The sequence below is a fragment of the Paenibacillus taihuensis genome, assembly GCF_003386535.1.
Classification (GTDB): Bacteria; Bacillota; Bacilli; order Paenibacillales; family Paenibacillaceae; genus Paenibacillus_Z; species Paenibacillus_Z taihuensis.
Map to the genome: position 1 here is coordinate 1 of NZ_QTTN01000059.1, position 24,447 is coordinate 24,447.

Genomic DNA, 24,447 nt, shown 5'->3' on the forward strand with positions numbered 1-24,447 from the left:
TAGACATTTCCTGCGCTCAAGAGACGATGAACCCCCGTCTGATGTTGAAGCACTGATTCGAAGAAACGTTTTGCCGATTCGCCCGATTCGACCAGGGCAGCAGAATACGCGCAAAACACGCTATAAATCATCTGTAAGCTTCGTCTACAGAGTAGCATAAATCGGTTCGAATGAACATTTTTTAAGCGGATTGTCTATCCGCTTGTTTGCTGTACACTTTTTTCAGACTGCACCAAAAAAACAAACGGCACAGGGGTTTCCCTCATGCCATTTTGGATTCCATTTCTATTCTCGGTCAATGTCATTGAGTTAACTTAATGACATTGGCCCATTAGGCTGGCTTTTTGCATTATCGACGCAGCGTCAAAGTCAAAGTCAAATCCGTTTCAACAACCGCGCAATAGAACGATCCGCTTCCTTGAGCACGAGCCGCTTATCTACCGTCTTCACCTTGCCGCGGTCGACGACAAGCTTGCCGTCCACCCACACATGCGACACATTCCCTCGGGATGCGGCATACACCACCCTGGAGTATGGATCGGCATCGTAAGATGGGAACGTGTGGAAATCATTCAAGTCCAGCAGCACGAGATCCGCCTTCTTCCGGGCCTCAATGCTGCCGATCAGATGATCGAGCCCAAGCGTCCGAGCGCCTCCGATCGTGGCCATTCGCAGCACCGTCCTCGCGTTCATCGACTCCGGTCCGCAGCGTACCTTATGAAGCAGCGCCGTCAGCTTCATTTCCTGAAACATATCAAGTGTATTGTTGCACGGAGCGCCGTCCGCGCCAATCCCCATGCCGATTCCCTGCTCCAGCAGCTCAGGCACCAAAGCGATGCCGGAAGAGAGCTTCAGGTTAGAGCCGGGGCAATGCGTCATTTTGGTACCGGTGCGCTTCAAAATCTCCCGTTCTTCCTCATCGAGCCAGATGCAGTGTGCAAGCACGAGCCGCGGCGAAGTAAGGCCGATATGATCAAGATAGACGATGTTGCGCATCCCGCGCTGGCGCATAACGAGCTCGATCTCCTCGCGGTTCTCGGCTGCGTGCGTATGGACGAGCACGTCGTACTGCGCCGACAAGTCGCGCACTTCCATGAGCAGCCGCTCCGAGCAAGACACTACAAACCGCGGACAATACGCATAGCTAAGCCGTCCGCCATCGTGCCCATGCCAGCGCTCAAGCAGCTCGGTGCTCTCTGCAATGGAGCGATCCGTCTCTTCCTGCAGACCGGCCGGCACGTCACCGCCCGCGTCCATCATGACTTTGCCGGAGATTGCCCGAATGCCGCTCGCCGCCATCGCTTGAAACGCAGATTCGGTATGGCTCACCGTCTCCATATCGAGAATCGTCGTCGTCCCGCTCCGCAACAGCTCGCCGATGCCAAGCATGGCCGAGTAGTACACCGACTCCTCGTCGTGCGCCGCCTCAAGCGGCCAAACGCGCGTACGGAGCCAGTCCATGAGCGCCATATCATCGGCACGACCGCGAAACAGCGTCTGACACAGATGAATATGCGTCTGCACGAACCCGGGCAGCAGCAGCTTGCCTCCAGCTTCAATAACAGTCGTCGACTCCGCATCATAATCCGTCACTTGCCCGCCAACCGAGACAATCGCGTCATCCCGAATCAGAACATCGCCGACAACAAGATCATCCTGCTCGTTCATGGTGACAATGGTTGCATTTCGCAATAAAGTGGTCGCCATCAGGCCGCTTTGCCTCCTTCACACTGCATTCATACGCATATGTGTCAAGTATGCTAACAGTTTAGCATGAGCACAGCGGAAACGATGCATCATTTTTCCAGAAGAGTCAGGACCAATCCATCAGCCTGCGAATTTCAGCCCGGACACCCGGAAACGAGAGCACCTGCTCCTTGAACAGCTCCCGTTGGCCCCAGTCCGTTTTCATCGTCGGCGTATCGAACAGCTCGTCACTTACATCGGTGAACGCATTGTGCATGCTGTTGTCATACCAGTCGATCTCGGACTTTGCGTCATTTTGAACAATGGCAACCATATCATAATCGTTATCCCGCGACGCGCCAAAATACACAAGCAGCTCCGGCGAGCTTGCGTCATTCGTATGTACATCCACTTCGCAAGTCCGGTGCCCGTCACGGTCTACTGCGCGCCTAACATGTGCGTCCGTCACGATCATTCGAGTCTCCCCTCAGGAAACAGCCCCATCGTCTCGATATGGTGTTTCGTATCTGATGTGCCGAGCTCGTAGAGCAATCGATAAATATCGACAATCAACCGGTCTGTGCCTGCGTTTATGACCCTATCCGAATCGGTCGTCGCGCCGCCAAACGGAGCTTTGCCAAAATGAAACGCCTGCGCCTCATCCATGGTCGAATACTCCTCGAACAGCTCCTGCAATCGGTTCAATTCCTCTTCATTTGCTGTGATTTCCAGTTCATAGGCGGTAACGGTCGGATCCTCCAGAATCGAGCCTGCCTGTACCGACACATAATACGGTTTTCGTGCGTAATATGACTCATCTTGTTCATTTGCCATAGCGCTAAAGCACCCTCCTTCTATCGATCTAGCATCCCCCTATGGACAGACATTTTATCCAATTTTTCTGCATAACCATCTTAGTACGCTGTTTGAAGCTTCTGCTTAAGAAAGGAATGAGAACCATGTGTGGATTCACAGGCTGGATCGATTGGACCGAGGACCTGACGAAACAATCCATAACACTGGAGAAAATGACCGCGACGCTCGCTAACCGCGGCCCGGACGCCTCCGGTACCTGGATCTCGCCGCATTGTGCGCTTGGCCACCGCCGCCTCTCCGTTATTGACCCTGCAAACGGAGCGCAGCCGATGGTCCGCACGTCCGAAGACGATACTTACGTCCTTGTGTATAACGGAGAGTTGTATAATGCGCCTGAGCTCAAGAGGGAACTGGAGGGCCGGGACAGACATTTTACGACAACTTGCGACACCGAAGTGCTGCTCGTCTCTTATATGGAGTGGGGGCCGTCATGCGTCGAGAAGTTTAACGGCATCTTCGCCTTCGCGCTGTGGGATTCGCGGGAACAGCAGCTGTTCATCGCGCGGGACCGGCTCGGAGTGAAGCCGTTCTTTTTTGCTAAGCAGCTTGGCAGATTCGTCTTCGGTTCGGAGCCTAAATCGCTGCTTGCTCACCCAGCAGTGAAGCCGGAGGTTGGACCTGAGGGCTTGGCTGAAATATTCATCGTGGGACCTGCGCGGACGCCTGGCGTTGGCGTCTATCGGGATCTGTCTGAGTTAAAACCAGGGCAATGCGCGATCGTTAACCGCTCTGGCATGAAGGTAAGCGCGTATTGGGAGCTGAGGAGCAATCCGCACACGGAGTCGGTCGAGGAAACGGCGAAGACGGTCGGCGATCTGCTGAAGGATACGGTCGAGCGCCAGCTGGTGTCTGACGTTCCGCTCTGCACGCTGCTCTCCGGCGGCCTGGATTCGAGCGCGCTCACGTCGCTTGCCGTCAACTATTACAACGAGTCCGGGCAAGGCAATGTTCATACGTTCTCGGTCGATTATGTCGACAACGATAAAAATTTCAAGGCGCATGCGTTCCAGCCGAATGCCGATGCACCTTGGATCGAGCGGATGTCGAGCCACCTCGGCACGATCCATCACTCGATGGTTTTCGATACGCCCGAACTCGTCGCTTCGCTGCGCGAGGCAATGCTAGCAAGGGATATGCCGGGTATGGCGGATGTAGATTCATCGCTGCTTCTCTTCTGTCGGGAGATCAAGAAGGAAGCGACGGTTGCGATTTCCGGGGAAGCGGCGGATGAAATCTTCGGCGGCTATCCGTGGTTCCACCGCGAGGAAGCGCTGAACGCCGGCACGTTCCCGTGGTCGCTGGCGGCAGGCATGCGCGCCGACCTGCTCTCGCAGGATGTCGCGGCGTGGATCCGTCCGCTCGAATACATCAAGGACCGCTATTCCGACGCGATTGCGGAAGTGCCGCATCTTGATGGCGAAGACGAAGCTACGCGCAAAATGAGACAGATGTCGTATCTGAACATTACGCGCTTCATGCCAACGCTGCTCGACCGCAAAGACCGGATGAGTATGGCTGTCGGGCTTGAGGTGCGCGTGCCGTATTGCGATCACCGGCTCGTCGAGTATGTGTACAATATTCCGTGGGAGATCAAAATCGCAGGCGATCGGGAGAAAGGCATCCTACGCAAGGCGCTCGAAGGCGTCCTGCCGCATGATGTCCTCTACCGGAAGAAGAGTCCGTATCCGAAGACGCACAATCCGAACTATCTGAACGCTGTGCGGGGGCAGGTGCTTGAGATCATCAACGAGGGCACCTCCCCGCTGCTGTCCTTGATCAATGTGAAGAAGATCCGCGAGCTCGCTGAGTCGGAAGCGGCCAGCTCGAACCTCCCTTGGTTCGGCCAGCTCATGAGCGGTCCGCAGCTGTTCGCGTGGCTGCTCCAGGTCGACATGTGGCTGCGGGAGTATAAGGTGGTTATACGATAGGCTTCCTAGCTAGCACAAATAAAGGTGGAGCAGTTGTAAGCTGCCCCACCTTTTTACGATAAATGGAAAAATCCAGCACTAAACCGTCTTCAACAGCGCATCCGTAATCATTTTGAAAATATCCAAATCGTTCTTGTAGTCCTCCGGCGTCGTCTTCGGCGTCCGACCCTGCGTGACCACCTCGTAGAACTCCTCCAGCTCCACCGTATACGGATCCTTGAGCGTTGGACGCACGACCCTCTCGTGATAGGCTTCGCCAATCGTCTCTTTTACTTCCATCGTCGTTGGCAGATGGCGAATGTACGGCGTGTCGTATTGGATTTTGAGCGACTTCGACTCGCCGAATACTTCAATGTAAGCGTCGAAGCGGCGCTGATCATCGACTCCAGTCTCGAAGCTGGCATAGTAGCCGTCGAATTCGAGGATCGCGGTAATATAACCGCCTCCGTTCCACTGCGCAGCGGATACAACGCGCTTCGGCATGCCTAGAAGCTCCCGCATCGCGGACAGATCGTGGCTGTTCAATCCACAAAGCAAGCCGTACGAATTATAAATCGGCTGCGGCACTTCTCCGATCGCTCCCTTGATCATGGTGGCTCGGCGTGTCCAGCGATCGTTCATCAATTCAGCCGGTATATCGTTGAACCGGTATACGAGGGATGATTGCTCGATAATGAGACGATTCTGGCCGATGATGTCACGGATATTCGCATATTTGAGCGTGCCCAGGCTCTTCAGCTCTTCAATCGCTTCCGTAAATGCCGGCGCGTACCGGCGCATGTAGCCGACCATTACTTGCACGCCAGCTTCGTCCCTCGCCTTAATCATCGCATCGGCGTCGGCATGGTTCAGCGTCATCGGCTTCTCAATGAGGACATGCTTCTTATTATGTAAGGCATGAATGGCGCACTCCGCATGGTATTCGTCGCTGTTCAGCACGAATACGGCGTCGAGGTCCTGCTGCTCTGTCAGTTGCTTCGCATCCGTGTATAAGTTGGTCACGCGGTACTTCTTCCCAAGCGTTTCAAGCAGCGCCTTGGAAATATCGCACAGCGCCGCAATTTCATAACGGTCCGCCAATTGTTCCAGGATAGGCAAATGCGTAATTTGGGCGACCTCGCCAAGACCGATTAAACCGACTTTCACTTTTTTCACGGACAGCAGCTCCTTAGATTCAAATGTCCAGCTTTTGAACGGAATCTCTGCATACGAGATGGGGCACGAAGCATTTGACCTTATCGCCGGCTTCCTCTTTCTGCATCAGCTTCACCAAGACTTCCACGGCGTAGCTGCTGATTTCGGTTAGCGGCTGTTTAATCGTCGATAGCTTCGGCTCCATCATCGTCGTTAAATAAATATCGTCGTAGCCAATAAGCGATATATCTTTCGGTACTCGAAGCCCCTTGTCCTTGATCGCATTCAATGCGCCAAAAGCAATCATGTCGTTGCCGCACACGATGGACGTAAACGGCTGACCGCTCTCAATGAGCAGCTTCGTGTACAAATAACCCGTTTCCATCTGATAATTGCCAAGCTTGATCAAATCATAATTAACGGAAATCTCATACTGCCGCATCGCCTTCAAATAACCGTCCAGCCGAAGATTCCCTCTGCCCGGCACGCCATCGCCCCCGATAAAAGCGATCAGCTTGTGCCCGCTTTGAATGATATGCTCCGTCGCGATGAAAGAGCCTTCCAAATTCCCGGCGTAGACGTTGTAGGCTTCAGCGCCCAGGTCGCCGTCAATGGCGACCACGGGCACGTTGCTGTTATGCAGCTGCTGAATTCTGCTGCTGGTCGAGCTCTCGCTGCCGGAGATGATTACACCGTCGACGTTGTATTCAAACAGAACGTCGATATACGCGTTCGCCTTCTCCACGTCCTCATCTGTATTGCAGAGGATCAGCTTATAGCCGAATTTATTCGCATTGTTCTCGATTCCTTTGGCCAGCTCGGCAAAATATGGGTTCGCAATATCCGGCACGATGAGGCCGATAATGTTCGTCCGGTTCGAGACAAGTCCCCTCGCGAGCCGGTTGGGACGGTAATTCAGCTCTTTCGCAATTCTTAGAATCTTGTTCTTCGTATCTGAGCTCACATTGCTGTAGTCCCCATTAATTACTTTAGAGACGGCGGCGATGGATACACCGGCCTCTTTGCTGATATCTTTAATCGTGACTGGCAATGACAGCCCTCCTCTACTGCTGCTTGCCGTAAACCTTCTCGATGGCAGCATTAATTTGCGGATTGATTTTCTCGGCAATCGTTGCAGGCGGCACCTGGTCGTGCATAAGATTCGCGACCGAACCGATGAGGAACCAAATATTGCTCAGCCCTTTGTCGATGGAATACGTAATCTTCATGTCCGGATCGTTGATCATGTCGTAATTTTCTTGGCCGAAGCGCTTCAGCTCAAGCTTCTCTCCCTTGTCCTTCGTCAGCTGGTTGAGCATATAGACGAAGGCCGCCGCGCCTTGCGGATTCTTCGAGCCTGTCGGAACAGACCAGCCCTGCGGGTATACGAATTCGGACTGATCCTTGTTGCTAGGGCCGACAGGGAACGGCACCATGTCGACATCGAAAGAGAGGCTCGGCTGCGGATATTCAGGTCCGACTGCCATCGCGAGCTTGCCGCTGTTGAAGGCATCATAGACATTGAGACTGAAATTAATGAAGCCGCCTGGCTGCTTCGTCCAATCGGACAGATATTTCATCGCTTCCTGCGTAGCTGGGTCCGATAGCCCCGAAGTAACGCTCTGATCCGTTACTTTCAAGAAGGAACCGCCGTTCTCTACCATAATCGCCGGAATGAAATCTTGATAGGTAGAGAAGCCCCACTGATCGATTTTCCCGCTTCCCGTCGTATCCTGTGTGAGCTCTTTGCCGACCTCGGCGAACGAATCGAAGTTCCAATCCCCTTCTTGGTAGTACTCCTTCGGCGTTTTTAACCCATTATCTTCAAACATCGTTTTATTGTAAAGAATGTATTTGAAGTATGGCTTGATCGGTATCGCATAGGTTTTGCCCTTCCAGGCGAATACTGACTTGCCGACCTTCCAGAAGGCATAATCCTCATCTGTCGTGACGTCATCGACAGGCTGCACGATATTCTTCGTCACGGTATTATGGAACGTCTGGTCACTCACAAGGAACAGGTCAGGCGCAGTGCCTGCATTTTGCATCGCCGTCGTCTTCTCCAGCATGCCGCCCCAGTCCGTCGCGATCACTTGCACTTTCCCGCCGTATTTCTTCTCGAACTCCGGAATCGTCTCCATCGTATTGTCGAAGTAATCCGGGTTTTCCTTCTTCGTCTGCGCATATTGTTCCGGCGACATGTAATAGACGAGCGTCAGGTTCGGATTATCCAGCTTCGGATATTTGTCAGCCGTTGGCCCTGTCGCAGCGGCATTGTCACTGCCTGCATTATTGCCGGACGAGTCATCCGTCGCCTCAGCATTGGCATTCGAGTTCGAGCTTGCATTCGCATCAGCATTTGAGCTGGTGCTCGAATTCGCATTCGAGCCTGAATCCGCGTTCGCATTCGCTGCGGGCGCCGTCGTATTTTCACTCGAACCACTGTCGCCGCTGCACCCTACCGTCGATAATGCCAGAAGCGAAGCAATCGTTACGACAGCCAAATGTTTGTTCATGATTACCCCTCCATAATCGTTATGAGTAGTTATGAGTTGATACCGGTTCTCTCGATGCTTTCGGTAAAATATCGCTGCGTAAAAATATATAAGATCACGAGCGGCGCAATGGAGACTAGGCAGGCCGCTTGAATCCTCGTGGAGACAACATAAGGGTCCGTATTGAGCCCTCCGACGTTGCTGAGACTGGACAGGTTCTGCTGGAAGGCGGCCAGCGCCGTAGCGATCGTATACTTATTGTTCAAGAACATCGCAGGCGTGTAAAAGTCGTTCCACTGCCAGACGATCGAGAACAGCAATACGGTCAGAATCGCGCCTCCTGCATTAGGGAGCATGATGCGCATGAAGCTGGCGTACGGCCCGCAGCCATCGATATAAGCCGCATCCTCGAGCTCCTTCGGCATACCGCGGAAAAACTGCCGGAAGATGAAGATATAAAGTCCAGACCTCAGCCCCATCCCTAATAAGGAAGGGATGTAGAATACCCAGTTGCTGCCAACGAGATTAATGGAGCCCCCCGCACCGGTCAGCCATTTGAACACCGTCAATAGGCCGAACAAGTCAAAGTACTTATATTGAAAATACAAGGAGGAAGAAATCGTCTGCGGCGGCACGATTATCGTGAGCAGCACCAGAATGAACAGCACGTTCCTTCCTTTGAAATTAAAGCGCGCGAATCCGTACCCGATTAACAAGCACGATACGACCTGGAGCAGTGCCGACGTGATGCTCACCGCAAACGTGTTGCCAAGCGTCTTCCATATATCCATGACCTTCAGTGCGTCGGTGACGTTCTCGAAGGTGAAGCTCTTCGGAATCCAAATCACCGACGGATCATAATTCTGTCCGACAGGCTTGAAGGCGTCGCTCAGCATGAACAGGATCGGGAACACCAGCACGAAGCTGATACCGGCAAGCAGCAGCGCGCGAAACAGTGACCATAGGAAGCCGGTGATCCGATAAGGCGATATGCGCCTCTGCTTGAACCAAGCGAATCGTTTCAGCTCAGACATGTCATCCCTCCTTTAATCCACGGCATAGAAGATTTTTCTGCCTATTATGAAGTAGACAAGGGCAAGCGCCGCTCCGATGAGCGCAAAATAAATCCACGCCATTGCGGCGCTGTAGCCGAATAACAAGTCGATGAAGCCCGTTCTGTAGATCGCATTCATAACGGTGTTGCCTGTGTTCTCCGTCCCATATTCGGTAAACGTATCGATCAGCGTGTAAACGATATTGAGCATGATCATCGGCGAGATCATAGGCAGCGTAATCTTCCAGAACGTATCCCAACCCGACGCGCCTTCCATCTTCGAAGCTTCGTAGAGCGACGAGGAGATCGTCTGCAGGCCGGCCAGGAACAGCAGGATTTGCACGCCGGACTTCCATGTTAACGAGAAAATCCGATTGACCGTACTCGTGAAATAATTGACAATACCGTTGCTGACCCCTGCTTCACGCAGCAGATCCTGCAAGCCTGTCATTTTGAACAGGTAGACGTTCGACGCCGTGCTGAAGGAATTCGAGAACACCTGGCCTTTGAGCAGCACGATAACGACGCCGGAAGCGATAATTACGGGAAGGAAGAAGACCGCCCGCATGAATGTACGGCCTCTGAACTTCTGATTCAGAATGACGGCAATGAACAGGCTGAACATCGTAATGATCGGCACTTCGTAGAGCACGTCGACCGCTGTCGTGTACAAACTCCTGACGAAGGTCGGGTCTTTAAACAGCATGTAATTGTAATTGTCGAACCCGACGAAGCTCGCCGTGAACCCGCCGTCCGCCATCTTCACGTCCTGAATCGAGAACAGAAACGACTGCACGAGAGGTCTTGCAAAGAAGGCAAGGAAGCCAAGGATCCACGGCAAAATAAACACATACCCTGCCCAGCTTCGCCGATCTTCGAGCGAGAACTTGAACCATTTGCCCAATCGCGCTTTCATTATTGGAAGCTACCTCCCTTGATTCAGGACGAGATAGCCGCCGCCGGCTACTTCTTTCCCGCCGACTAGGACTGCGTCCGAATTGTAATTGCCGATGACCGACATCCCATTCTCGTAATCGGTCTGGTACACGCCCTCTTCCAGCTTCTGATGTTTCACGATCGCGCTGGCAGCCACTTTAGAGAGAATCGGGTTCACTTCGTTATAAGCCTTCACCGCGCTTGCCATCCAAGTGCGATAATCGGCGCTGAACAGGAAGTTCAGCTTCGTATCCGCGAGCTCCTCCGTGTTCTTGCCGACCCAGGCATACATCGGATTGCTGCCGGTCTCCAGGCTGCGAAGCACCGCCTCCTCGGGCGAACTGCTCAAATTAACCGGCGAGCCCGCATAAGGAACCCAGCCGTGCAGCACGATCTGAAAGAACGGAACCGACTCATCCTCGATGTCAAGATGACTGGAGCTTGCCGGCACATGAACGATGTGCTGCGAATAAGGAATCGTGTACGCGTTGCCGCCATCCGTCATCACGCCGCCTGTCTGCTCCTTCGCTTGCTGAAGCGCTTGCTCGTAATAGGCTGGAACCGCAGTCTTGCTCGTTCCGCTTAGCCCGAGATCTGAGTACACCATGGTGCCGACACTTGCAAAGGACAGCTTCAGCACATCAGGGAGGTTAAGCCGTTTGAACGCGTTCAAGAAGGAAGTTGTAAACTTGGACAACGCTCGCGGAGCGAGCAAATACCATGCCGGCTTATCGTTATCCTTGTCGTAGACATTCAGCTTGTACTCGTACTGCATCGCCGGCAGGTTGACGACGGTCATGGCGGCATCCCTGAATCTGGAGAAGCCGTTCCCCCCATGGTACACGTTCAGGAAATCGACGTTCATGAACAGCTGCCCGCCGCTTTGTTTCAGCTGATCCGTCAGCTTCGCGAGCCCTTTGCGGCCCCCGAGCTTCTTCTCCACATTGGCCCCTGATGGAACCCTATCCAAGTAGGCATTGTGCAGCCAGCCATTGTAGCGAAGCACCGTGTTGCTGATGCCTCCGTCCTTCAGCTCCTTGATGATCTGCTGCGCATCTTGAAAGGTCGTCAGCGGAATGACCTTCTGATAAGGAAAGCCGAGGAAGGCCTTCTTCTTCTTCACATAACCGTACACGTCCACGTAAAAGGGGATGTCGCCGGCAGCTGTCGCCGTTTGCTTCAGATGCTTCTCATCGATAAGGAACTGCCGGTATTTCGCCGCCATTCCGTTATAGTCGCTCTGGCTGCCGGACAGGAAATAGTACCGGACCTCGAAGCTGCCTCGATTCTCGGGATTTCGCTCGACGATGTTAACGTCCTTCTCCCCGAAATTCTTTTGCGTGAGCGTCATCGATCCCATCGATCGATACTGATATTCCGAATAGACGTTATTGTAGCTCGTCGTCTTGCCGCTGACCGCCGCTTTCACCGTTCCTCCCGCTTCATTGCCCGCGATAACGGCCGCAAAGCCGCTCTCATTCTTCTTCATGCCGAATACCGGCATCGCCACCTGCTCGGTATACGAATCGACGAACGCCCGGTCATAGTTGTAATCCGTCCCGTAGACCGGCATGGAGAATTCGTCCGCGAACTTCTTGCCGTTATTGAACTGAATTAACGCACCGGAACCGTCCGGGACAAGCATGTAGCCCGTGTCCGTCTTCCCCCCTGCGCCGAAATAAGGCAGCAGCGCGATGGACAGCACCTTGTTCGTTCCGTACTCCTTGATGCGCTCGGTCATGATAGCTGCCTTCAAATAATCGTTCGTGAGCGTATAGCGGACGGGAATCGAGAACTGCTCTTTCTTGAAATCCATCGTAAATTCGATGCCGGAGCTGAGCTTCTTATACGTGAGCTTGCCTCTCGTCCCCACGCTGACAGCGCTCGTAGCGCTCTGCACCTCGTTTTTCTCGTTGGCATACTTCACGGTGATCTGCGAGTTTAGCGCCATTTTGAACGCACCTTTGGCTACCTTGTCGCTCGCGCGGTCCTGCGGATTGCTCCACCATGTCTCTCCCGCTTGTTTATCCACCACGGCAAAGTCGGCTTTCTTCACATTCGCGAACAGCATCAAGCGGTCATTCTCCGCCAGCTTTACATACCCTTTCGGAATTTCTACATTAGAAGCAGCGGATGCAGCGGATGCGGACCCGGGACTGAGCCCTGGACAGAGCCCGGCGAGCAGTGCGATCATGAGGATGAACAACATTCCGTTTCGGAAACGGTTCTGCAACTCACTCACCTCACATTCTGAACATGATTTCGTTATAGACCGTGAACAAGAAGACGAACACTTGCTGAAACAAGCTGTACACGAGGATGAGAAGAAACGTGATAATTGCAATCCCTGCAACGGTTAAGCTCAAATTGGCGAGTGTCTGCTTCAAGCTGTATTGGTGGACGGTGTACATCCCAACGGCCAGAAGCAGAATCGACCACGCGATTGCTGCGAAACGGAGGATGAGCAGGAAAGGGCTCGCCTCGATGCTGAACAGGTTGGACAGCACGATCTCGATAAAACCGATGAGCACATACGGGATAAGCGCGTAGGTGCTCGCGATCCATACTTCCCTCGACTTGCCTTCGCCGTCCATGAAGCTGCAAACCGCCATATTCGATACAAACCACAGCAGGAACGTGCCGATCGTGACGAGAAAGATGACCGGAACATTGATGTCGTCCGCGTTGTTACCGTTAAATATAAATCCCGTCACCTGACGCTCCGAGACAATGTACAAGAATAAGGCCAACAAAATACACGCGGATTCGATAAAGGAGCCGCTGCGGTCCCATTTCACCAGCTCATAGCCCTTCATGGGATGGAACATCGTATAGAGCGACAGCCATTGCTTACGTTTGTTCATCCCGGAATCCCCCTCTCGCGCGTCCTCCTGTAAACTGCCGCAATCCGTTTTCTCCGTTTGAACAGCTGATAGAGGATGACCAGACCTGCCAAACCGTAGAAGATTTCGACAAAATGAGCACGAAGCTGATCGGTGTAGTACGCCTTGAAGGCATCGGAATAATCTTTCTTGTCATAGCCAAGCTTGAAGTATTTCATTGCATTCACATAATCGCCCATCTGATAGTAGGCCTTTCCGAGACCGACATTGGCCAGCAAGTAGTTGCTGTCCCGCTTCAACACTTCCTTCCAAGGCTCCAAGTCTTCCTTGTAGAAGCCGCCGTTGTACAGCTTCACGGCTTTGCGTACATCTTCGCCGAATGAAGTGAGCTTGAATGCGGTAATGTTGTTCTTCTCGGCATCGAGCACGAGCAGCCTGCCGCCGAAATTCTCAACGGCAACGGGATTTTTGAACGTTCCCTGCTGGCTGCCGCGTCCGCCGAAGACGAACATCAAATTGCTCTCCTGATCGTACTGGAACACTTTACCCCTTGAAGCATCGAGCGCGCTGATGAAGCCGTCGTCGTCAACCGTAATATCCACGAACATGGAGTCGACCTTGGATTCGCCGTTCTCGCCGGTATACACCACCGGATGGTCGCCGTAATCATTGTTCTCATAGACATAACCGGTACTGGAATCTGCACGGAGGATGTTAATGCCGAGCGGATTCAGCTTCTTGAGCTCATCTGTCGAGTTCTGCGAGGTCTTCACCGTTGTGTAAATGAAATCTTCCTTATCGATGAACATATTCGAATATTCGATCGGGACGAAGCTTTCCATCGCGTTCCGCTGCGCCTTGGTCAGCACCTTCTTCCACGCCAGCTCGAGCAGCAGCTTCGGCGTTACCTCCACGCGGTTGCCTCCGAAATAATTCAGAAACGTACCGTCCGCGTCCAGACAGATCAGGCCTTGAAACACGCCGAAAGCTTGAATATACAGCCGTCCTTGACTGTCGACAACCAGCTTCTCCGGCTGGAAAACGAACCCCTTCGGAATAAGATCCGACTTCGGTGCACCAAACAGATGAAGGATATTCCCTTGCGCGTCCGACACGACGACTCGCTTATTCCCGTTATCCGCGATATACAGCGTTCCGTCCGGAGTGACGAATACGTCCGTTGGGGATTTCAGCTTCTGCTTCTTGCCACTGCCATTGCCATTGCCATTGCCATTGCCGTTCCCGCTCCCGTTCTGGGTAAACAGCTTCAGCTCCCGCTTGAACCCGAGCTTCGCATCCAGCACGACAATCCGGTTGTTCCCTGTATCCGCGACATACAATTCCTGTGCGGCTTGGTTGACGAATAACGACTGCGGTTTCTTGAAGTCTCCTGCCCCAGTCGCTGCGCCAGTAATGATGCGGTCCGGCAGATAGCCGTTCGGTGCAGGTACCGGCTTGCCCCACTCGGTGTACGTGTAGCCTTGGTACGGCGCTTCTTCAGCAGCAGCGGAACTGCCGCGAGCCAAGCACATCGTCATGGTTAGGGCCAGGACGAGCCATGCTCTAGTTCTCATATGTACGCCCTCCCTCCCTTACTTCAAGCCCGAATGCGCCATCGTTTGCATCACGGACGACTGCGAGATGAGGAAGATGACAATCGGCGGAATCATGAGCACGAGCGCGACAGCTGAACCGGCGCCTGCCCGGGCGAGACCGGCAGATGAAATCTGCTGAAGAATCGTCGGCAGCATCTTCAAATTCTCGTTGTAAATGTACTGAACGCCGGTCGTGTTCCAAAACTGCTGAAACGTAAAGATAAGCAGCGTCAGCCACGCTGGTTTCACGATCGGCATCACGACCGCCCAGAAGATCCGATACTCCGTTGCGCCGTCCATTCGCGCAGCCTCGATCATCTCCGTCGGAATCGCATTGATAATGAATTGCCGCATCAGGAATACTCCGAACGAGCCGGCTAGCACCGGGAGAATGACGGCAAAGTAGGTGTTGACCATCCCAAGCTTCGAAATAATAATGTACTGCGGGATGCCTGTTACTTCGGGCCGAAACAAAATCGCCCACACGATGATTTGGAAGTAGAGAGCGTGACCCGGAAACTTGTATTTCGCAAGCGCGAACGCCGCCATCGAAGCAATGACGATATAGAACGCGGTGCCAACGCCCGCCACAAACACGCTGTTAAACAAATACCGCGAGAAAGGCACCCACATGTTCTGCGTCAGCTGATTCATCGCGATGAAATTATCCAAGGTCGGGTGGCTGACGAAGAACCTCGGCGGGAACAGGAACAGCTCGTTAATAGGCTTGAACGCGGTGACAATGGTGTACACCAGCGGAAGCGCCATGAATACGCTGCAGATGGCAAGGAACAGGAAGATTACGGCATTCTCTTTCCTTGATCTGCTCAGCTTCTTTCTTGGAAGCAGCCTAAGCTTGAGCGATAACGTCGATCGCAACGCTCTCGATGTTTCCATCTCTAGCCTCCTCTCTCGAACTAGTCCGAAATTTTTCTCAAGCTCTTCTGAAGCACGTTCCAGACAAACAGCATGCCTGCGAACAAGACGACCGCAATCGCGGAGGCATAGCCCATCTCGAAGCGAATCGCGCCGTAATCGAGCAGATGCAGCACAATGGTATGGGTCGAATAATCGGTGCTCGGGAAGCCGGTCAGCGCCATGCTCTGATAACCGACGGCAAACGAGGTGGCTATTGTCATGACCGCTCCGAACAGCAGCTGCGGGACCATCTGCGGAATCGTAATGTACCACAGCTCCTGCCATCTGTTCTGAATCCCGTCAATGACGCCAGCTTCGTTAAGCGAGGTATCCACGGTTTGCAAGCCTGCGATGAAGGCGAGAAACCCAGCCCCCATACTGAGCCATATAATAACCAGCACGACAATCGTGAAGTTATACTTCGGATCCGTCAGCCACAGAATCGGCTCCTTGATGATGCCGTAACTCATCAGCTTGCTGTTCGCAAACCCGTAGGCGTCACCACTGAACAAGTAGAGCCAAATAAAGAACACGTTGCCCGCCAGCGAAGGCGCATAGAAGATAAGCGTAAGCACGGATCTAAGCTTCGGGCCCAGATCGTTGATGAACCAAGCGAACATGAAGCTGAGCAAGTAACCGATCGGACCTGTGATGAAGGCGAATAGCAGCGTGTTCTTGACTGCTATTAGGAAGACATCGTCAGTGAAGAACAGCCTCGTATAATTGGCGGCGCCGACCCACTCCGGCTTCTGCAGCATGTTGAAGCTCGTAAAGCTGAAATAAAGCGCCGCCAAAATCGGCACGATCGTAAATGTCACGAATAGTAGGGTAAATGGAGCCAGCATGAAGTAGGCTTCCTTATACATCTTCACGCGTTTCCACAGTCCCGTTAATCCTGTTTCCATAGCTCTCACCTGCCTGCCCCGCATCATTTTAGATGAAACTCGGCTCGTTTCCGGATAATCTCTTTGTTGATTTCCTGGTTGTACTTATTGAGCGTCTCGCGCTCATTGCTGTTGTCGTAAACCACTTTGCGGAAGGCAAATGTAATGTTCCTTGAGGTGTAGTAGTTGCCCGGCAGCTGAGGAATGTCCCAGACGAACTTCCACTGATTCATCAAGTTATCCGCTTCAGCCTTCGTCCAAGGAAGCTTGCCAAACGCCTCGATATTGGCCGTATTGTATCGCGCCGCCGCGCCCATCAGCATCTCCTGCTCAGAGCCGTAACGTGCCTGCACATCCGCACTGGTCCACCAATCGATGAAGTCGAATGCGGCTTCCTGCTCCTTCGAGTCCTTCAGAATAATGCTGCCGGTTCCATTCGAGCTCTCCATCCGGTTAATCGATCCATCCTCCGCAGGCGAACCTGGAATCGGAGCGATATCCCATAACCCTCGCAGCTCGGGAGCGGCTACAGAGAGCAGGTTGTACGTCGTGTACGGCATAATACCGACAGGCATTTCGCCGGTTCGGAAGCGGTTGTAGAAGTCGAATACGACCGGGAAGCTGTATTTCGTATAAAATCCAGTCCATTCCTTGAATGCTTCCATGGCAGCAGGCTGATCGAAATCGGTCGATTTGCGGTCCTCCGTATAGAAGGTGCCGCCTCGCTGAAAGAGCAGCGTCTCGAACATCGATTGCGATTCCGGCGGAATGCCGATCTCCATGTTCTTCTTCTGAATGACCGGCACCATCTTGTAGAACTCCGCCCATGTGGCCGGCACCTTCAAACCGAGCTCCAGCAAAATATCTTTGCGGTAGAACAGCATGTTGAAATCCTGCGTCTCCGGTATGCCATAATGGCCGCCTTCATACTCGAACGGAATCGTCGCGGATTTGTAGAACCGTTTGATCAGCTCGTCATAGCCCTTGAATGTCGACAGATCCGCGAGCGCCCCCCTCATCGCCAAGTTGACGGGCGTTTCTTTCGGGACGAACATGGCGACATCCGGACCTTTCCCGGCTAACGTCGCTTGAACGAGCGTCTGCGAGCTGTCGACCAGACTTAGGTTGACGTGAATGCCCGTCTTCGGCGTGAACGAATTATCAATTAAATTACGGATAATCTGCGTTTGGTCGCGTCCGGTCGCAATGCCTGTAGATGCAATGTCGCTTGAGCTGACCCATACCGATATCATTTTGTCTTTGCTTCCGCCGTACGTGCCGCCGACCGAACTTGCATCATTGCCGAAGGAGGCGAAGAATGCTCTCACGTCGAACAACAGCTGCGGGAAAAATCCGGCTCTTGCCGCCGGCGCCTTCCGATCCGGCGATTTCACGACGATATAATCGATTTCGAGCGGCTGTGATCTCATATCCAGAATCCAGGCTCCGAGGCTGCTGACATTGTTCTTATACCGTTCTAGCCGGTTCGGGATCGTGTCCGGATTGTCAATGAAGCTGCCAAGCTGGTGGATGATCTCCTCCAGAATGGAAGCTTCGGAACCGCCGCTGCTCGAGGAGACACGGCCAATGTTCGCAAGCTGCTTGGTGAGCTCCGTACGAATTCGGGTTAACTGCTTCAGAAGACCGGGGATTTTCTCGTCCAGCCTATAGTCGCGATACGCATCAACGCTCGTTCCGGTGATCATAATGATCCGCCGGTAAATATCGTTCATCTCGTACACGACGCTCTGCACGCTCCGGAGCGTTTCCGCGAGATCGCCTGGCGTCACTTCAAGCTTCAGCTCGTGCTTGCCCTTCGTCAGATAGAACAGATACGGCTCGTTATCCTTGCCGCCGTCTCCGAGCACCCGTGTATACCAATTCAACTTATAAGGAAATCTCACATTCGCCATTTCCAGAAAAGGCAGCTTGCCGTCGATAAACAATTTCCGCGAGCTGTACATGCCTCGAACGTAATTTTGTCTCACCTTGAAAGCGAGGTTATAAAGTCCGTCCTTCGGCACTTCGAATTCCCACGTCATCCATTCGCCTTGATGCTGCCAATTCAACTGTCCGACCGAGTTGAGACGGATCTTGGCTGGATTAGCCGGTTCCGTTGAGGCGCTGCTTCGGTCATAGGTCGGGAATAAGGTAGGCTCGGATTTGAGCTCCGCCTGCTCGCCTTGAATCTTAAGCAGCTGATTAGCGGCTGGTTTATAACCTTGACTGTCGTATGTTTTCATCACATCGCGGTATGGCTGAGCTGCTGTTTCCTGAAAGACCCGAATGCCCGCGATCGCGAGCGCCTCCCGAACTGCACCGAGCCGGATCGTATGCTCGCCTTTCGTCAGATGGAAGCAATAGGGTTCGATATATAAACCGTCCATGTTCTGGAATGTGCCGTCCTGCCACATCGGCACTTCGACCTGGTCCGGCTTAATCTCGTTGCCGCTGCCGTCTGAACGGATTGCGGACGCATTCTTCCATACTCTCGGGAACACGTTCCGGGCCGCCTCATCGAATGGCTGCTTCCCGTCTATCGCCAGGCTCAGCTCGATGTCCCGCCCCTTCGAAGGCAATGCGTAATACGATAATCCGAGTGAATAGAGCCCTGTCTCCGGCACTTCCACGCGCCATTCGACCCAGCCTTCCTCGCTCGCCCATTCTAGTACATCCTGCTTCCCTTCGAAGCTGCCGACCTTCTTCACCCCGGAATCTTGCTCGTCTGCGAAAGCGGCCCCGGCATAGAACGCATCGAGCTGCGGGGCAGGCTCCTTCAGAAATGACTGCAGATAGCTGCTGTAGCTTGTTGCCGACACTGTATTAATGAGTCCTGCTTGATTAGTCGTAGTCTTGCTTGGCTGTTCAGCTGCAGCGACGCCTCCCGTGTCCAGCTGCATGACTGTGACCGAACAGAGAACTGCCAGCAATAAAAGTGAACGGACCGCTCTTCTCATCAATGTCCTCCTTGCTTGCGATGCACGTATTAAACGTTTAATGAAGCCTTTGAAAAAAAGGCGATTGGAGTCAATCGCTCTTAGTCATTCATTAATTTCGCAACAACGACTGTCCGGGCATTCTTGAACTCATAGCTGCAGGTCGAAAGCGTCAGCAGCTGATCCTGGCCTAGCTTCACATCTCTCGTATGTACGGCTTTGCGCTTGATCTCTTTCATATATTGTTGAAACTTCCGTTCGGAAGGGAAATTCTGAATTAAATAGTTATAGTCCGCGTTCGACACATAGACGAGGAAGATCTCCCACTTCTGCACGCCCTTCGGCGTGTACGTGTAGATAACGGGATGCTCATCGAAGTAAGCCTGTTTCTTAAACTGCGTCACATCGTAAAACATCGATTTATTCTTCATATAATGGCCGAACAGGATCGTATTGCGATCTTGAAAGTTCTTCTTGTTTCGGTAGTCCATAAAAATGCTGCCGACGCTGTTGTTTCTCTTGCTGAAATCATGCGTTAAGTAAAATTCGTTGTTGGTTGTTTGTGCGATGGGGTAATCAATGTGTGTGCCCGGAATCTTGACCCAGCCGACGATGTCGCGGTTAAGCTTAAGCAGCTTGCTGGACTTCGCAAACGGATTCGCTTCAAGGCGCTTCTGCTCTTCGAGTTCAGCTGCTGCCTTGCTTTGTTCCGCCATGACGGCTTTCACATGCTCGGGAATCGGGTAGTCGTGCTTAGATGGAGCTGCTGGCTCGACCTTATTGACTGAGGTGACTGTGGTGACTGGAGTGCTTGAGGTTGCTGGAGCGCTCGATGTGATTGAAGTGATTGAAGTGCTCGATGTGACTGGAGTGACTGGAGTGTCTGAGGTGACTGCAGTGTGAGTTGGCTGCAGCTCGTCGTCCAGCTCCGTCTCGAATTGATTGCTTAATTCGGCATACAGCCGATCGCCATTATGGTAATCCACGGTTTTCATGACGATTCTATAAACGGAGTAGAAGAATACGGCGGCAAGAAGCGCGATGATGAGGAGTTTCGCCATTCGATTAACGGCGGATACAGGCATAGCCGAAGTCCCTCCTTGTACCGATAAAGAAAACCCAGCCCGGTAAGAGCCGGGTCTTCGCTACCGAATCCAACATTTCAAATGAGACAGACTACTGTTTTGCAGATTTACGGCCTTTGAGCGTGAAGAATGCAATGCCTGCAAGCGATACTGCGGCAAGAAGCACATATGTAGAAATACCGGAATCGCCCGTCTTCGGATTGCCGTTCGCATTCGTCAGCGGCTCTTTGACAGCTTGATCGCCAGATTTGTCGCCAGCAGCTGCCTTATCGTCGGACTTGCCCGTCGATGCTGCAGCAGCACCATCGAATTGCACCGTGATCGGCCAGAACGTCGTATTGTTGCCGCCCCTGCCGTTGTTGTTCGCGACGAATCGGATGACATCACCTTGTTTAACGTTTAACGTAACCGCATCAATCTTCGCGCTTCCGTCATATTTCAGCTTTGTCTCGTCGTATTTCTTGCCGCCTGCTTCAATCCACGCCATCGTTCCTTTGGAAGCGTCCGGATCGTTGTTGCCGCTGTGCGCGATCGTTACAGAAGGGATGGTCACTTTACCGTCTCCCGGCGCTGTCCAGCTGATCGCAACGTTGATTGCTTTGCCGGTGTCGGCGAATTTATCCGGATGCAGGTACAGCTTGCCGTCTGCTCTTCCGACTGTGCTGTAAGGGCCCGGTGAAGGGTCTTCGAGCGGTACCCATGCGTCCCAATCCTTGTAGTAAACCGGGAGATCTTTAAAGCCGCTTCCATCATTGCTTTGGTAATGCCACACGGAGTCTGCTTTCTTGGTCGTTGCGAAATCCTTGGTTGCGTCGTACGTAGTTGAATTTGAGGCAAAAGCGGAGGAGGATAGTGCGAAAATCTGAACGGCTGCGAATGCAATTGCTGTCAATACTTTGAAGCGGGTTCTCATTAACCAATCACTCCTTTACACGATTGAAAGCGTTTACTATTGCAAATTCAATATATCATAACCAAATGCGGCTGAATACCCTTTTAGAAAAATATATTAAACGTTATACCTATTGATTTTACTGCACTTCTGGACATAAAGGCATAGGTGTGCCGCCCAACGGATTTTCGCCAATGTGTGGTCCTCTGTACCACTCTTTCCGCTTTTCTGCCGGTTTTCCGCTAATGTGTGACCCTCAGTACCACTCTTTCCGCTTTTCTACCGGATTTCTGCCAATGTGTGACCCTCAGTGCCACTCTTTCCACTTTTCCGCTGGATTTCCGCCGATGTGTGACCTTCATTACCACTCTTTCCGCGCAAGCTACTGCCTCCCCCTTCGCCGACGAGTAACGGATACTCATGAAAAAAGGCAGGAAGCCCTCTAGCCGGCTTCCTGCCTTTCCTAAAAATCTTGCGACTAGCGCGCAAGCTTGTCCAGCAACGCGGCGAGTGCGATGCCGCGGTGGCTGATTCCTTGCTTCGCCTCTGTCGACAGCTCCGCCATCGACTTGCCTTGCCCGCTGATGTAGAACAGCGGGTCATAGCCGAAGCCGCCGTCGCCGCGCGGCTTCTCCATGATATAGCCCGCGGCGTAGCCCTCGCTCTCCGCGAACGAACGCGTCGCCGGGTCGTACAGCGCCAGCGCGCAGACGAACCGCGCTTCGCTTAGCAGCTGCGTGCCGTCCGCGAGCGGCCCCAAGCCCGCAGCGCCCGCGTCGCCCAGCGCTGCCAGCTCGCGCAGCAGCTTCTCATTGTTGCGCACATCGGTCGCGCCTTCGCCCGAGTACCGGGCCGAGTAGACGCCCGGCTCGCCGCCGAGCCGCGCAACCTCCAAGCCCGAATCGTCGGCCAGCACAGGCAGGCCGAGCGCTTCCGCCACTTCCTTCGCTTTCTTGCGTGCGTTCTCGGCGAAGGTCGTACCATCCTCAACGACATCCGGCAAGCTCGGATAGTCGAACATACTGACCACGCGCATGCCCAGCTTCTCGAATGCATGCGCAAATTCCCGGACCTTGCCGGCATTCTTCGTCGCTACGACGACCGTATCGCCCGGCTTCATACGCTCGCCGTCCCAATGCGGCTGCCGAGCTCGCCAAGCACCTCGCGCTGCTTCTCGATCAAGCTCGCGATGCCCGCTTCCGCGCTCGCCAGCAGTTCATTGAACTCATCGCGCGAGAACGGCGCTTCTTCTCCCGTGCCCTGCACTTCAACGAACTTGCGCGCGCCAGTCATCACAACGTTCATATCGACCTTCGCCTTCGAATCCTCGTCGTAGTTCAGGTCAAGCAGCGTCCGCTCGCCAATAACGCCGACACTCACCGAAGCGAGGAAATCCGTGATCGGATATTTCGCGAACGTATTCCCGCGGTCCAGCTTATGAACCGCAAGCGCAAGCGCTACGAACGCGCCAGTAATCGAAGTCGTGCGCGTGCCGCCGTCCGCCTGCAGAACATCGCAGTCCAGCGTAATCGTACGCTCGCCGAGCGCCTGCAGATCAACGACCGAACGCAATGCGCGGCCGATCAGCCGTTGAATTTCCATCGTGCGGCCGGTCAGCTTGCCTTTTGCCGATTCGCGCTGGTTGCGCACCTGCGTTGCCCGCGGGAGCATCGAATACTCCGCGTTGATCCAGCCTTTTCCCTGCCCCTTCATAAAAGGCGGCACGCGCTCCTCTACAGTTGCGGTGCACAGCACTTGTGTATCACCAAACGCAATGAGGACGGAGCCTTCTGCGTGCTTATTCGGATGTAGTGTAATCGAGACCGGCCGTAGCTCGGCGGTCTGTCGTCCGTCAGTTCTCATGTATGTAAGCCTCCATCTGTTTTACGTCAATCTCACTCATTTTACCAAAAGAAAGCACCAAAATCATCTTTCCCGCAAAAACAGGAAGGACCTGCTCTAACCGCACCATACCGTGCGATAGATCAGGTCCTTGTTCGTGCTCATACAGCCGCTTGCTGTAGTCAGCTAAGATTTGAATGCGTTCAGTGTCTCCATACGCGATACAGGCTCTGTGTACTTGCGGTTAAGCGTATCGACGAAGTCTGTCTTGCCGTTCAGCTTCACCTGAACTTTGCCAAGTCCCGTCACTTCTGTAAGCGACAGCACGAGCGCGTCCATCATTTCAGCCGGCTCCGGCTGGCCCGCTTGATAGCTGTCGTCCTGCAGCTCGACCGTAACGATGCCATCCTTCTTCGTCACGTTCTTCACGAGCACATCAGATGTCATGACAGCTTTCAGCGGCAGGTTGTTGATCGGACCGCTAATGAGCTGCTCGATAGCCGTCTTCGCTTTGTTGTCGGAACGGTTCACGAGACGAGTCACCGGTACGAAATATTGCACGTCATCCGGCGTGAGCGCCGAGAAGTAAATCGTAACCGGCGTCGACAAGCTGTAATCGACGTTGTCGGAAGCTTCAAGGTTAATGCCGATTGCGCGAGTGAGGTCGTCGTCCATCGGCAGGCCGTCAACCGGCATCTCTGTGAGGCGCTGGCCTTCGAGCGTAATTTCGACTTTATTAACATCCTGCAAGCTTGTCAGCGTCCAAGTGATCGCCTCGACGATAGAACGCTCGTCCTCTGCTTTGTAATTGCCGAATTCCTTCGAGAAGTCGACGACAGCAAGCTTTTGATCAGGAACGATGTTCAGCCCTTTGATAACTGTGCCTTCCGGCAGCACCGCTTGAAAGCCGTCCGGAATTTCGCTTGCATATTTGCCGCCGTCAACCATCATTTCGAGTGCCTTCTGTCCTGGCTTCTCGTCTGTGCCGAGAGCAGCCATGACCGAGATTGGTGCAAGCAAGCCGTTACGATCCTTCAAGTAGAGCGTCATCTGCGATTGATCGCCCTGATTCGTTTGATCGCCCTGTGCGACAGTTTGTCCATTGTTGTTCGCGTCTGCAGTTACGTTCTGCGCACTATTTTGCGGAGGGTCAATCGATTCGCTTGCTGGCTGAGAGAACAGTCCACAGCCGGTTGTCAAAATGGGCAGAGCCAGCACTCCCGCGAGCGCGGCCCGGCGAATGAGCCGATAGTGAGTCATGTTCATTTTTCCTCCCTATTCTTATTGTTGAATCTTCGGTTTTGGTACAAGACCTCTTTTGTAGTACTATATATACGAGCCCT

General features: G+C 53.4%; 20 protein-coding genes. 1 reads left to right on the top strand and 19 read right to left on the bottom strand.

Annotated elements, in window-relative coordinates; genetic code table 11:
- Positions 1-375 precede the first annotated feature (375 nt).
- The 3 genes from A8990_RS29090 to A8990_RS29100 all read right to left on the bottom strand — a co-directional run bounded on the left by A8990_RS29090 (position 376) and on the right by A8990_RS29100 (position 2,520).
- Positions 376-1,707 carry a 5'-deoxyadenosine deaminase gene (locus A8990_RS29090; protein WP_116192523.1) on the bottom strand — a complete coding sequence of 444 codons (1,332 nt, stop codon included), beginning with the start codon at positions 1,705-1,707 and terminating at the stop codon, positions 376-378.
- 106 nt (positions 1,708-1,813) lie between these two features.
- Positions 1,814-2,161: a hypothetical protein gene (locus A8990_RS29095; RefSeq protein WP_116192524.1), complete on the bottom strand. Its 348-nt coding sequence runs from the start codon at positions 2,159-2,161 to the stop codon at positions 1,814-1,816.
- Positions 2,158-2,520 carry a hypothetical protein gene (locus A8990_RS29100; RefSeq protein WP_116192525.1) on the bottom strand — a complete coding sequence of 121 codons (363 nt, stop codon included), beginning with the start codon at positions 2,518-2,520 and terminating at the stop codon, positions 2,158-2,160. The genes A8990_RS29095 and A8990_RS29100 overlap by 4 nt, the downstream gene beginning before the upstream one ends.
- A 125-nt stretch (positions 2,521-2,645) precedes the next feature.
- Here A8990_RS29100 and asnB point away from each other — a divergent pair, with 125 nt between their 5' ends.
- Positions 2,646-4,490, top strand: coding sequence for an asparagine synthase (glutamine-hydrolyzing) (gene asnB, locus A8990_RS29105; RefSeq protein ID WP_116192526.1), 1,845 nt, complete (start codon positions 2,646-2,648; stop codon positions 4,488-4,490).
- A 78-nt stretch (positions 4,491-4,568) separates the two neighbouring features.
- On the opposite strand, the gene A8990_RS29110 is transcribed toward asnB, so the two are convergent.
- The 16 genes from A8990_RS29110 to A8990_RS29185 form a co-directional block, all read right to left on the bottom strand.
- Entirely contained in the window at positions 4,569-5,645 is a 1,077-nt protein-coding gene (locus tag A8990_RS29110) for a Gfo/Idh/MocA family protein (protein WP_220376849.1), read from the bottom strand.
- A 19-nt stretch (positions 5,646-5,664) separates the two neighbouring features.
- The gene (locus A8990_RS29115) at positions 5,665-6,675 is read right to left on the bottom strand and encodes a LacI family DNA-binding transcriptional regulator (RefSeq protein WP_181909841.1); all 1,011 of its coding nucleotides are present in this window, start codon (positions 6,673-6,675) and stop codon (positions 5,665-5,667) included.
- Between the two features lie 13 nt (positions 6,676-6,688).
- On the bottom strand, positions 6,689-8,140 hold the full coding sequence (locus A8990_RS29120) for an extracellular solute-binding protein (RefSeq protein ID WP_116192529.1): 1,452 nt from the start codon (positions 8,138-8,140) through the stop codon (positions 6,689-6,691).
- A gap of 29 nt (positions 8,141-8,169) precedes the next feature.
- The gene (locus tag A8990_RS29125) at positions 8,170-9,153 is read right to left on the bottom strand and encodes a carbohydrate ABC transporter permease (protein ID WP_116192530.1); all 984 of its coding nucleotides are present in this window, start codon (positions 9,151-9,153) and stop codon (positions 8,170-8,172) included.
- Positions 9,154-9,165: 12 nt separating this feature from the next.
- Positions 9,166-10,089, bottom strand: coding sequence for a carbohydrate ABC transporter permease (locus A8990_RS29130; RefSeq protein ID WP_116192531.1), 924 nt, complete (start codon positions 10,087-10,089; stop codon positions 9,166-9,168).
- A gap of 9 nt (positions 10,090-10,098) precedes the next feature.
- On the bottom strand, positions 10,099-12,342 hold the full coding sequence (locus A8990_RS29135; RefSeq protein WP_116192532.1) for a DUF5696 domain-containing protein: 2,244 nt from the start codon (positions 12,340-12,342) through the stop codon (positions 10,099-10,101).
- Between the two features lie 10 nt (positions 12,343-12,352).
- Positions 12,353-12,973, bottom strand: a complete 621-nt coding sequence (locus A8990_RS29140; protein WP_116192533.1) for a Yip1 family protein — start codon at positions 12,971-12,973, stop codon at positions 12,353-12,355.
- Complete coding sequence (locus A8990_RS29145) at positions 12,970-14,526, bottom strand: NHL repeat-containing protein (RefSeq protein ID WP_116192534.1); 1,557 nt, start codon at positions 14,524-14,526, stop codon at positions 12,970-12,972. Before A8990_RS29145 ends, A8990_RS29140 begins: the two co-directional genes overlap by 4 nt.
- Positions 14,527-14,544: 18 nt before the next feature.
- Entirely contained in the window at positions 14,545-15,444 is a 900-nt protein-coding gene (locus A8990_RS29150) for a carbohydrate ABC transporter permease (protein WP_116192535.1), read from the bottom strand.
- A gap of 20 nt (positions 15,445-15,464) precedes the next feature.
- Positions 15,465-16,370 carry a carbohydrate ABC transporter permease gene (locus tag A8990_RS29155; RefSeq protein ID WP_245996290.1) on the bottom strand — a complete coding sequence of 302 codons (906 nt, stop codon included), beginning with the start codon at positions 16,368-16,370 and terminating at the stop codon, positions 15,465-15,467.
- Positions 16,371-16,393: 23 nt separating this feature from the next.
- Positions 16,394-19,306, bottom strand: a complete 2,913-nt coding sequence (locus A8990_RS29160; protein WP_116192536.1) for an extracellular solute-binding protein — start codon at positions 19,304-19,306, stop codon at positions 16,394-16,396.
- Between the two features lie 80 nt (positions 19,307-19,386).
- Positions 19,387-20,370 (bottom strand): class B sortase, encoded by a 984-nt coding sequence (srtB, locus tag A8990_RS29165; protein ID WP_116192537.1) that lies wholly within the window; start codon positions 20,368-20,370, stop codon positions 19,387-19,389.
- Positions 20,371-20,461: 91 nt separating this feature from the next.
- Complete coding sequence (locus A8990_RS29170; RefSeq protein WP_116192538.1) at positions 20,462-21,283, bottom strand: LPXTG cell wall anchor domain-containing protein; 822 nt, start codon at positions 21,281-21,283, stop codon at positions 20,462-20,464.
- 457 nt (positions 21,284-21,740) lie between these two features.
- Positions 21,741-22,382, bottom strand: coding sequence for an RdgB/HAM1 family non-canonical purine NTP pyrophosphatase (rdgB, locus tag A8990_RS29175; RefSeq protein ID WP_116192539.1), 642 nt, complete (start codon positions 22,380-22,382; stop codon positions 21,741-21,743).
- Positions 22,379-23,125, bottom strand: a complete 747-nt coding sequence (gene rph, locus A8990_RS29180) for a ribonuclease PH (RefSeq protein WP_116192540.1) — start codon at positions 23,123-23,125, stop codon at positions 22,379-22,381. The genes rdgB and rph overlap by 4 nt, the downstream gene beginning before the upstream one ends.
- Before the next feature lie 165 nt (positions 23,126-23,290).
- Positions 23,291-24,364: a GerMN domain-containing protein gene (locus tag A8990_RS29185; RefSeq protein WP_116192541.1), complete on the bottom strand. Its 1,074-nt coding sequence runs from the start codon at positions 24,362-24,364 to the stop codon at positions 23,291-23,293.
- Positions 24,365-24,447 lie beyond the last annotated feature (83 nt).

Bases quoted from the DNA above. Each gene is read 5' to 3' on its own strand.
- A8990_RS29145 (WP_116192534.1), bottom strand. From the start codon at position 14,526: ATGAGAACTAGAGCATGGCTCGTCCTGGCCCTAACCATGACGATGTGC.
- A8990_RS29185 (WP_116192541.1), bottom strand. From the start codon at position 24,364: ATGACTCACTATCGGCTCATTCGCCGGGCCGCGCTCGCGGGAGTGCTG.
- asnB (WP_116192526.1), top strand. From the start codon at position 2,646: ATGTGTGGATTCACAGGCTGGATCGATTGGACCGAGGACCTGACGAAA.
- srtB (WP_116192537.1), bottom strand. From the start codon at position 20,370: ATGCCTGTATCCGCCGTTAATCGAATGGCGAAACTCCTCATCATCGCG.
- A8990_RS29100 (WP_116192525.1), bottom strand. From the start codon at position 2,520: ATGGCAAATGAACAAGATGAGTCATATTACGCACGAAAACCGTATTAT.
- A8990_RS29130 (WP_116192531.1), bottom strand. From the start codon at position 10,089: ATGAAAGCGCGATTGGGCAAATGGTTCAAGTTCTCGCTCGAAGATCGG.
- A8990_RS29155 (WP_245996290.1), bottom strand. From the start codon at position 16,370: ATGGAAACAGGATTAACGGGACTGTGGAAACGCGTGAAGATGTATAAG.
- A8990_RS29160 (WP_116192536.1), bottom strand. From the start codon at position 19,306: ATGAGAAGAGCGGTCCGTTCACTTTTATTGCTGGCAGTTCTCTGTTCG.
- rdgB (WP_116192539.1), bottom strand. From the start codon at position 22,382: ATGAAGCCGGGCGATACGGTCGTCGTAGCGACGAAGAATGCCGGCAAG.
- A8990_RS29170 (WP_116192538.1), bottom strand. From the start codon at position 21,283: ATGAGAACCCGCTTCAAAGTATTGACAGCAATTGCATTCGCAGCCGTT.
- A8990_RS29090 (WP_116192523.1), bottom strand. From the start codon at position 1,707: ATGGCGACCACTTTATTGCGAAATGCAACCATTGTCACCATGAACGAG.
- A8990_RS29140 (WP_116192533.1), bottom strand. From the start codon at position 12,973: ATGAACAAACGTAAGCAATGGCTGTCGCTCTATACGATGTTCCATCCC.
- A8990_RS29150 (WP_116192535.1), bottom strand. From the start codon at position 15,444: ATGGAAACATCGAGAGCGTTGCGATCGACGTTATCGCTCAAGCTTAGG.
- A8990_RS29125 (WP_116192530.1), bottom strand. From the start codon at position 9,153: ATGTCTGAGCTGAAACGATTCGCTTGGTTCAAGCAGAGGCGCATATCG.
- A8990_RS29095 (WP_116192524.1), bottom strand. From the start codon at position 2,161: ATGATCGTGACGGACGCACATGTTAGGCGCGCAGTAGACCGTGACGGG.
- A8990_RS29120 (WP_116192529.1), bottom strand. From the start codon at position 8,140: ATGAACAAACATTTGGCTGTCGTAACGATTGCTTCGCTTCTGGCATTA.
- rph (WP_116192540.1), bottom strand. From the start codon at position 23,125: ATGAGAACTGACGGACGACAGACCGCCGAGCTACGGCCGGTCTCGATT.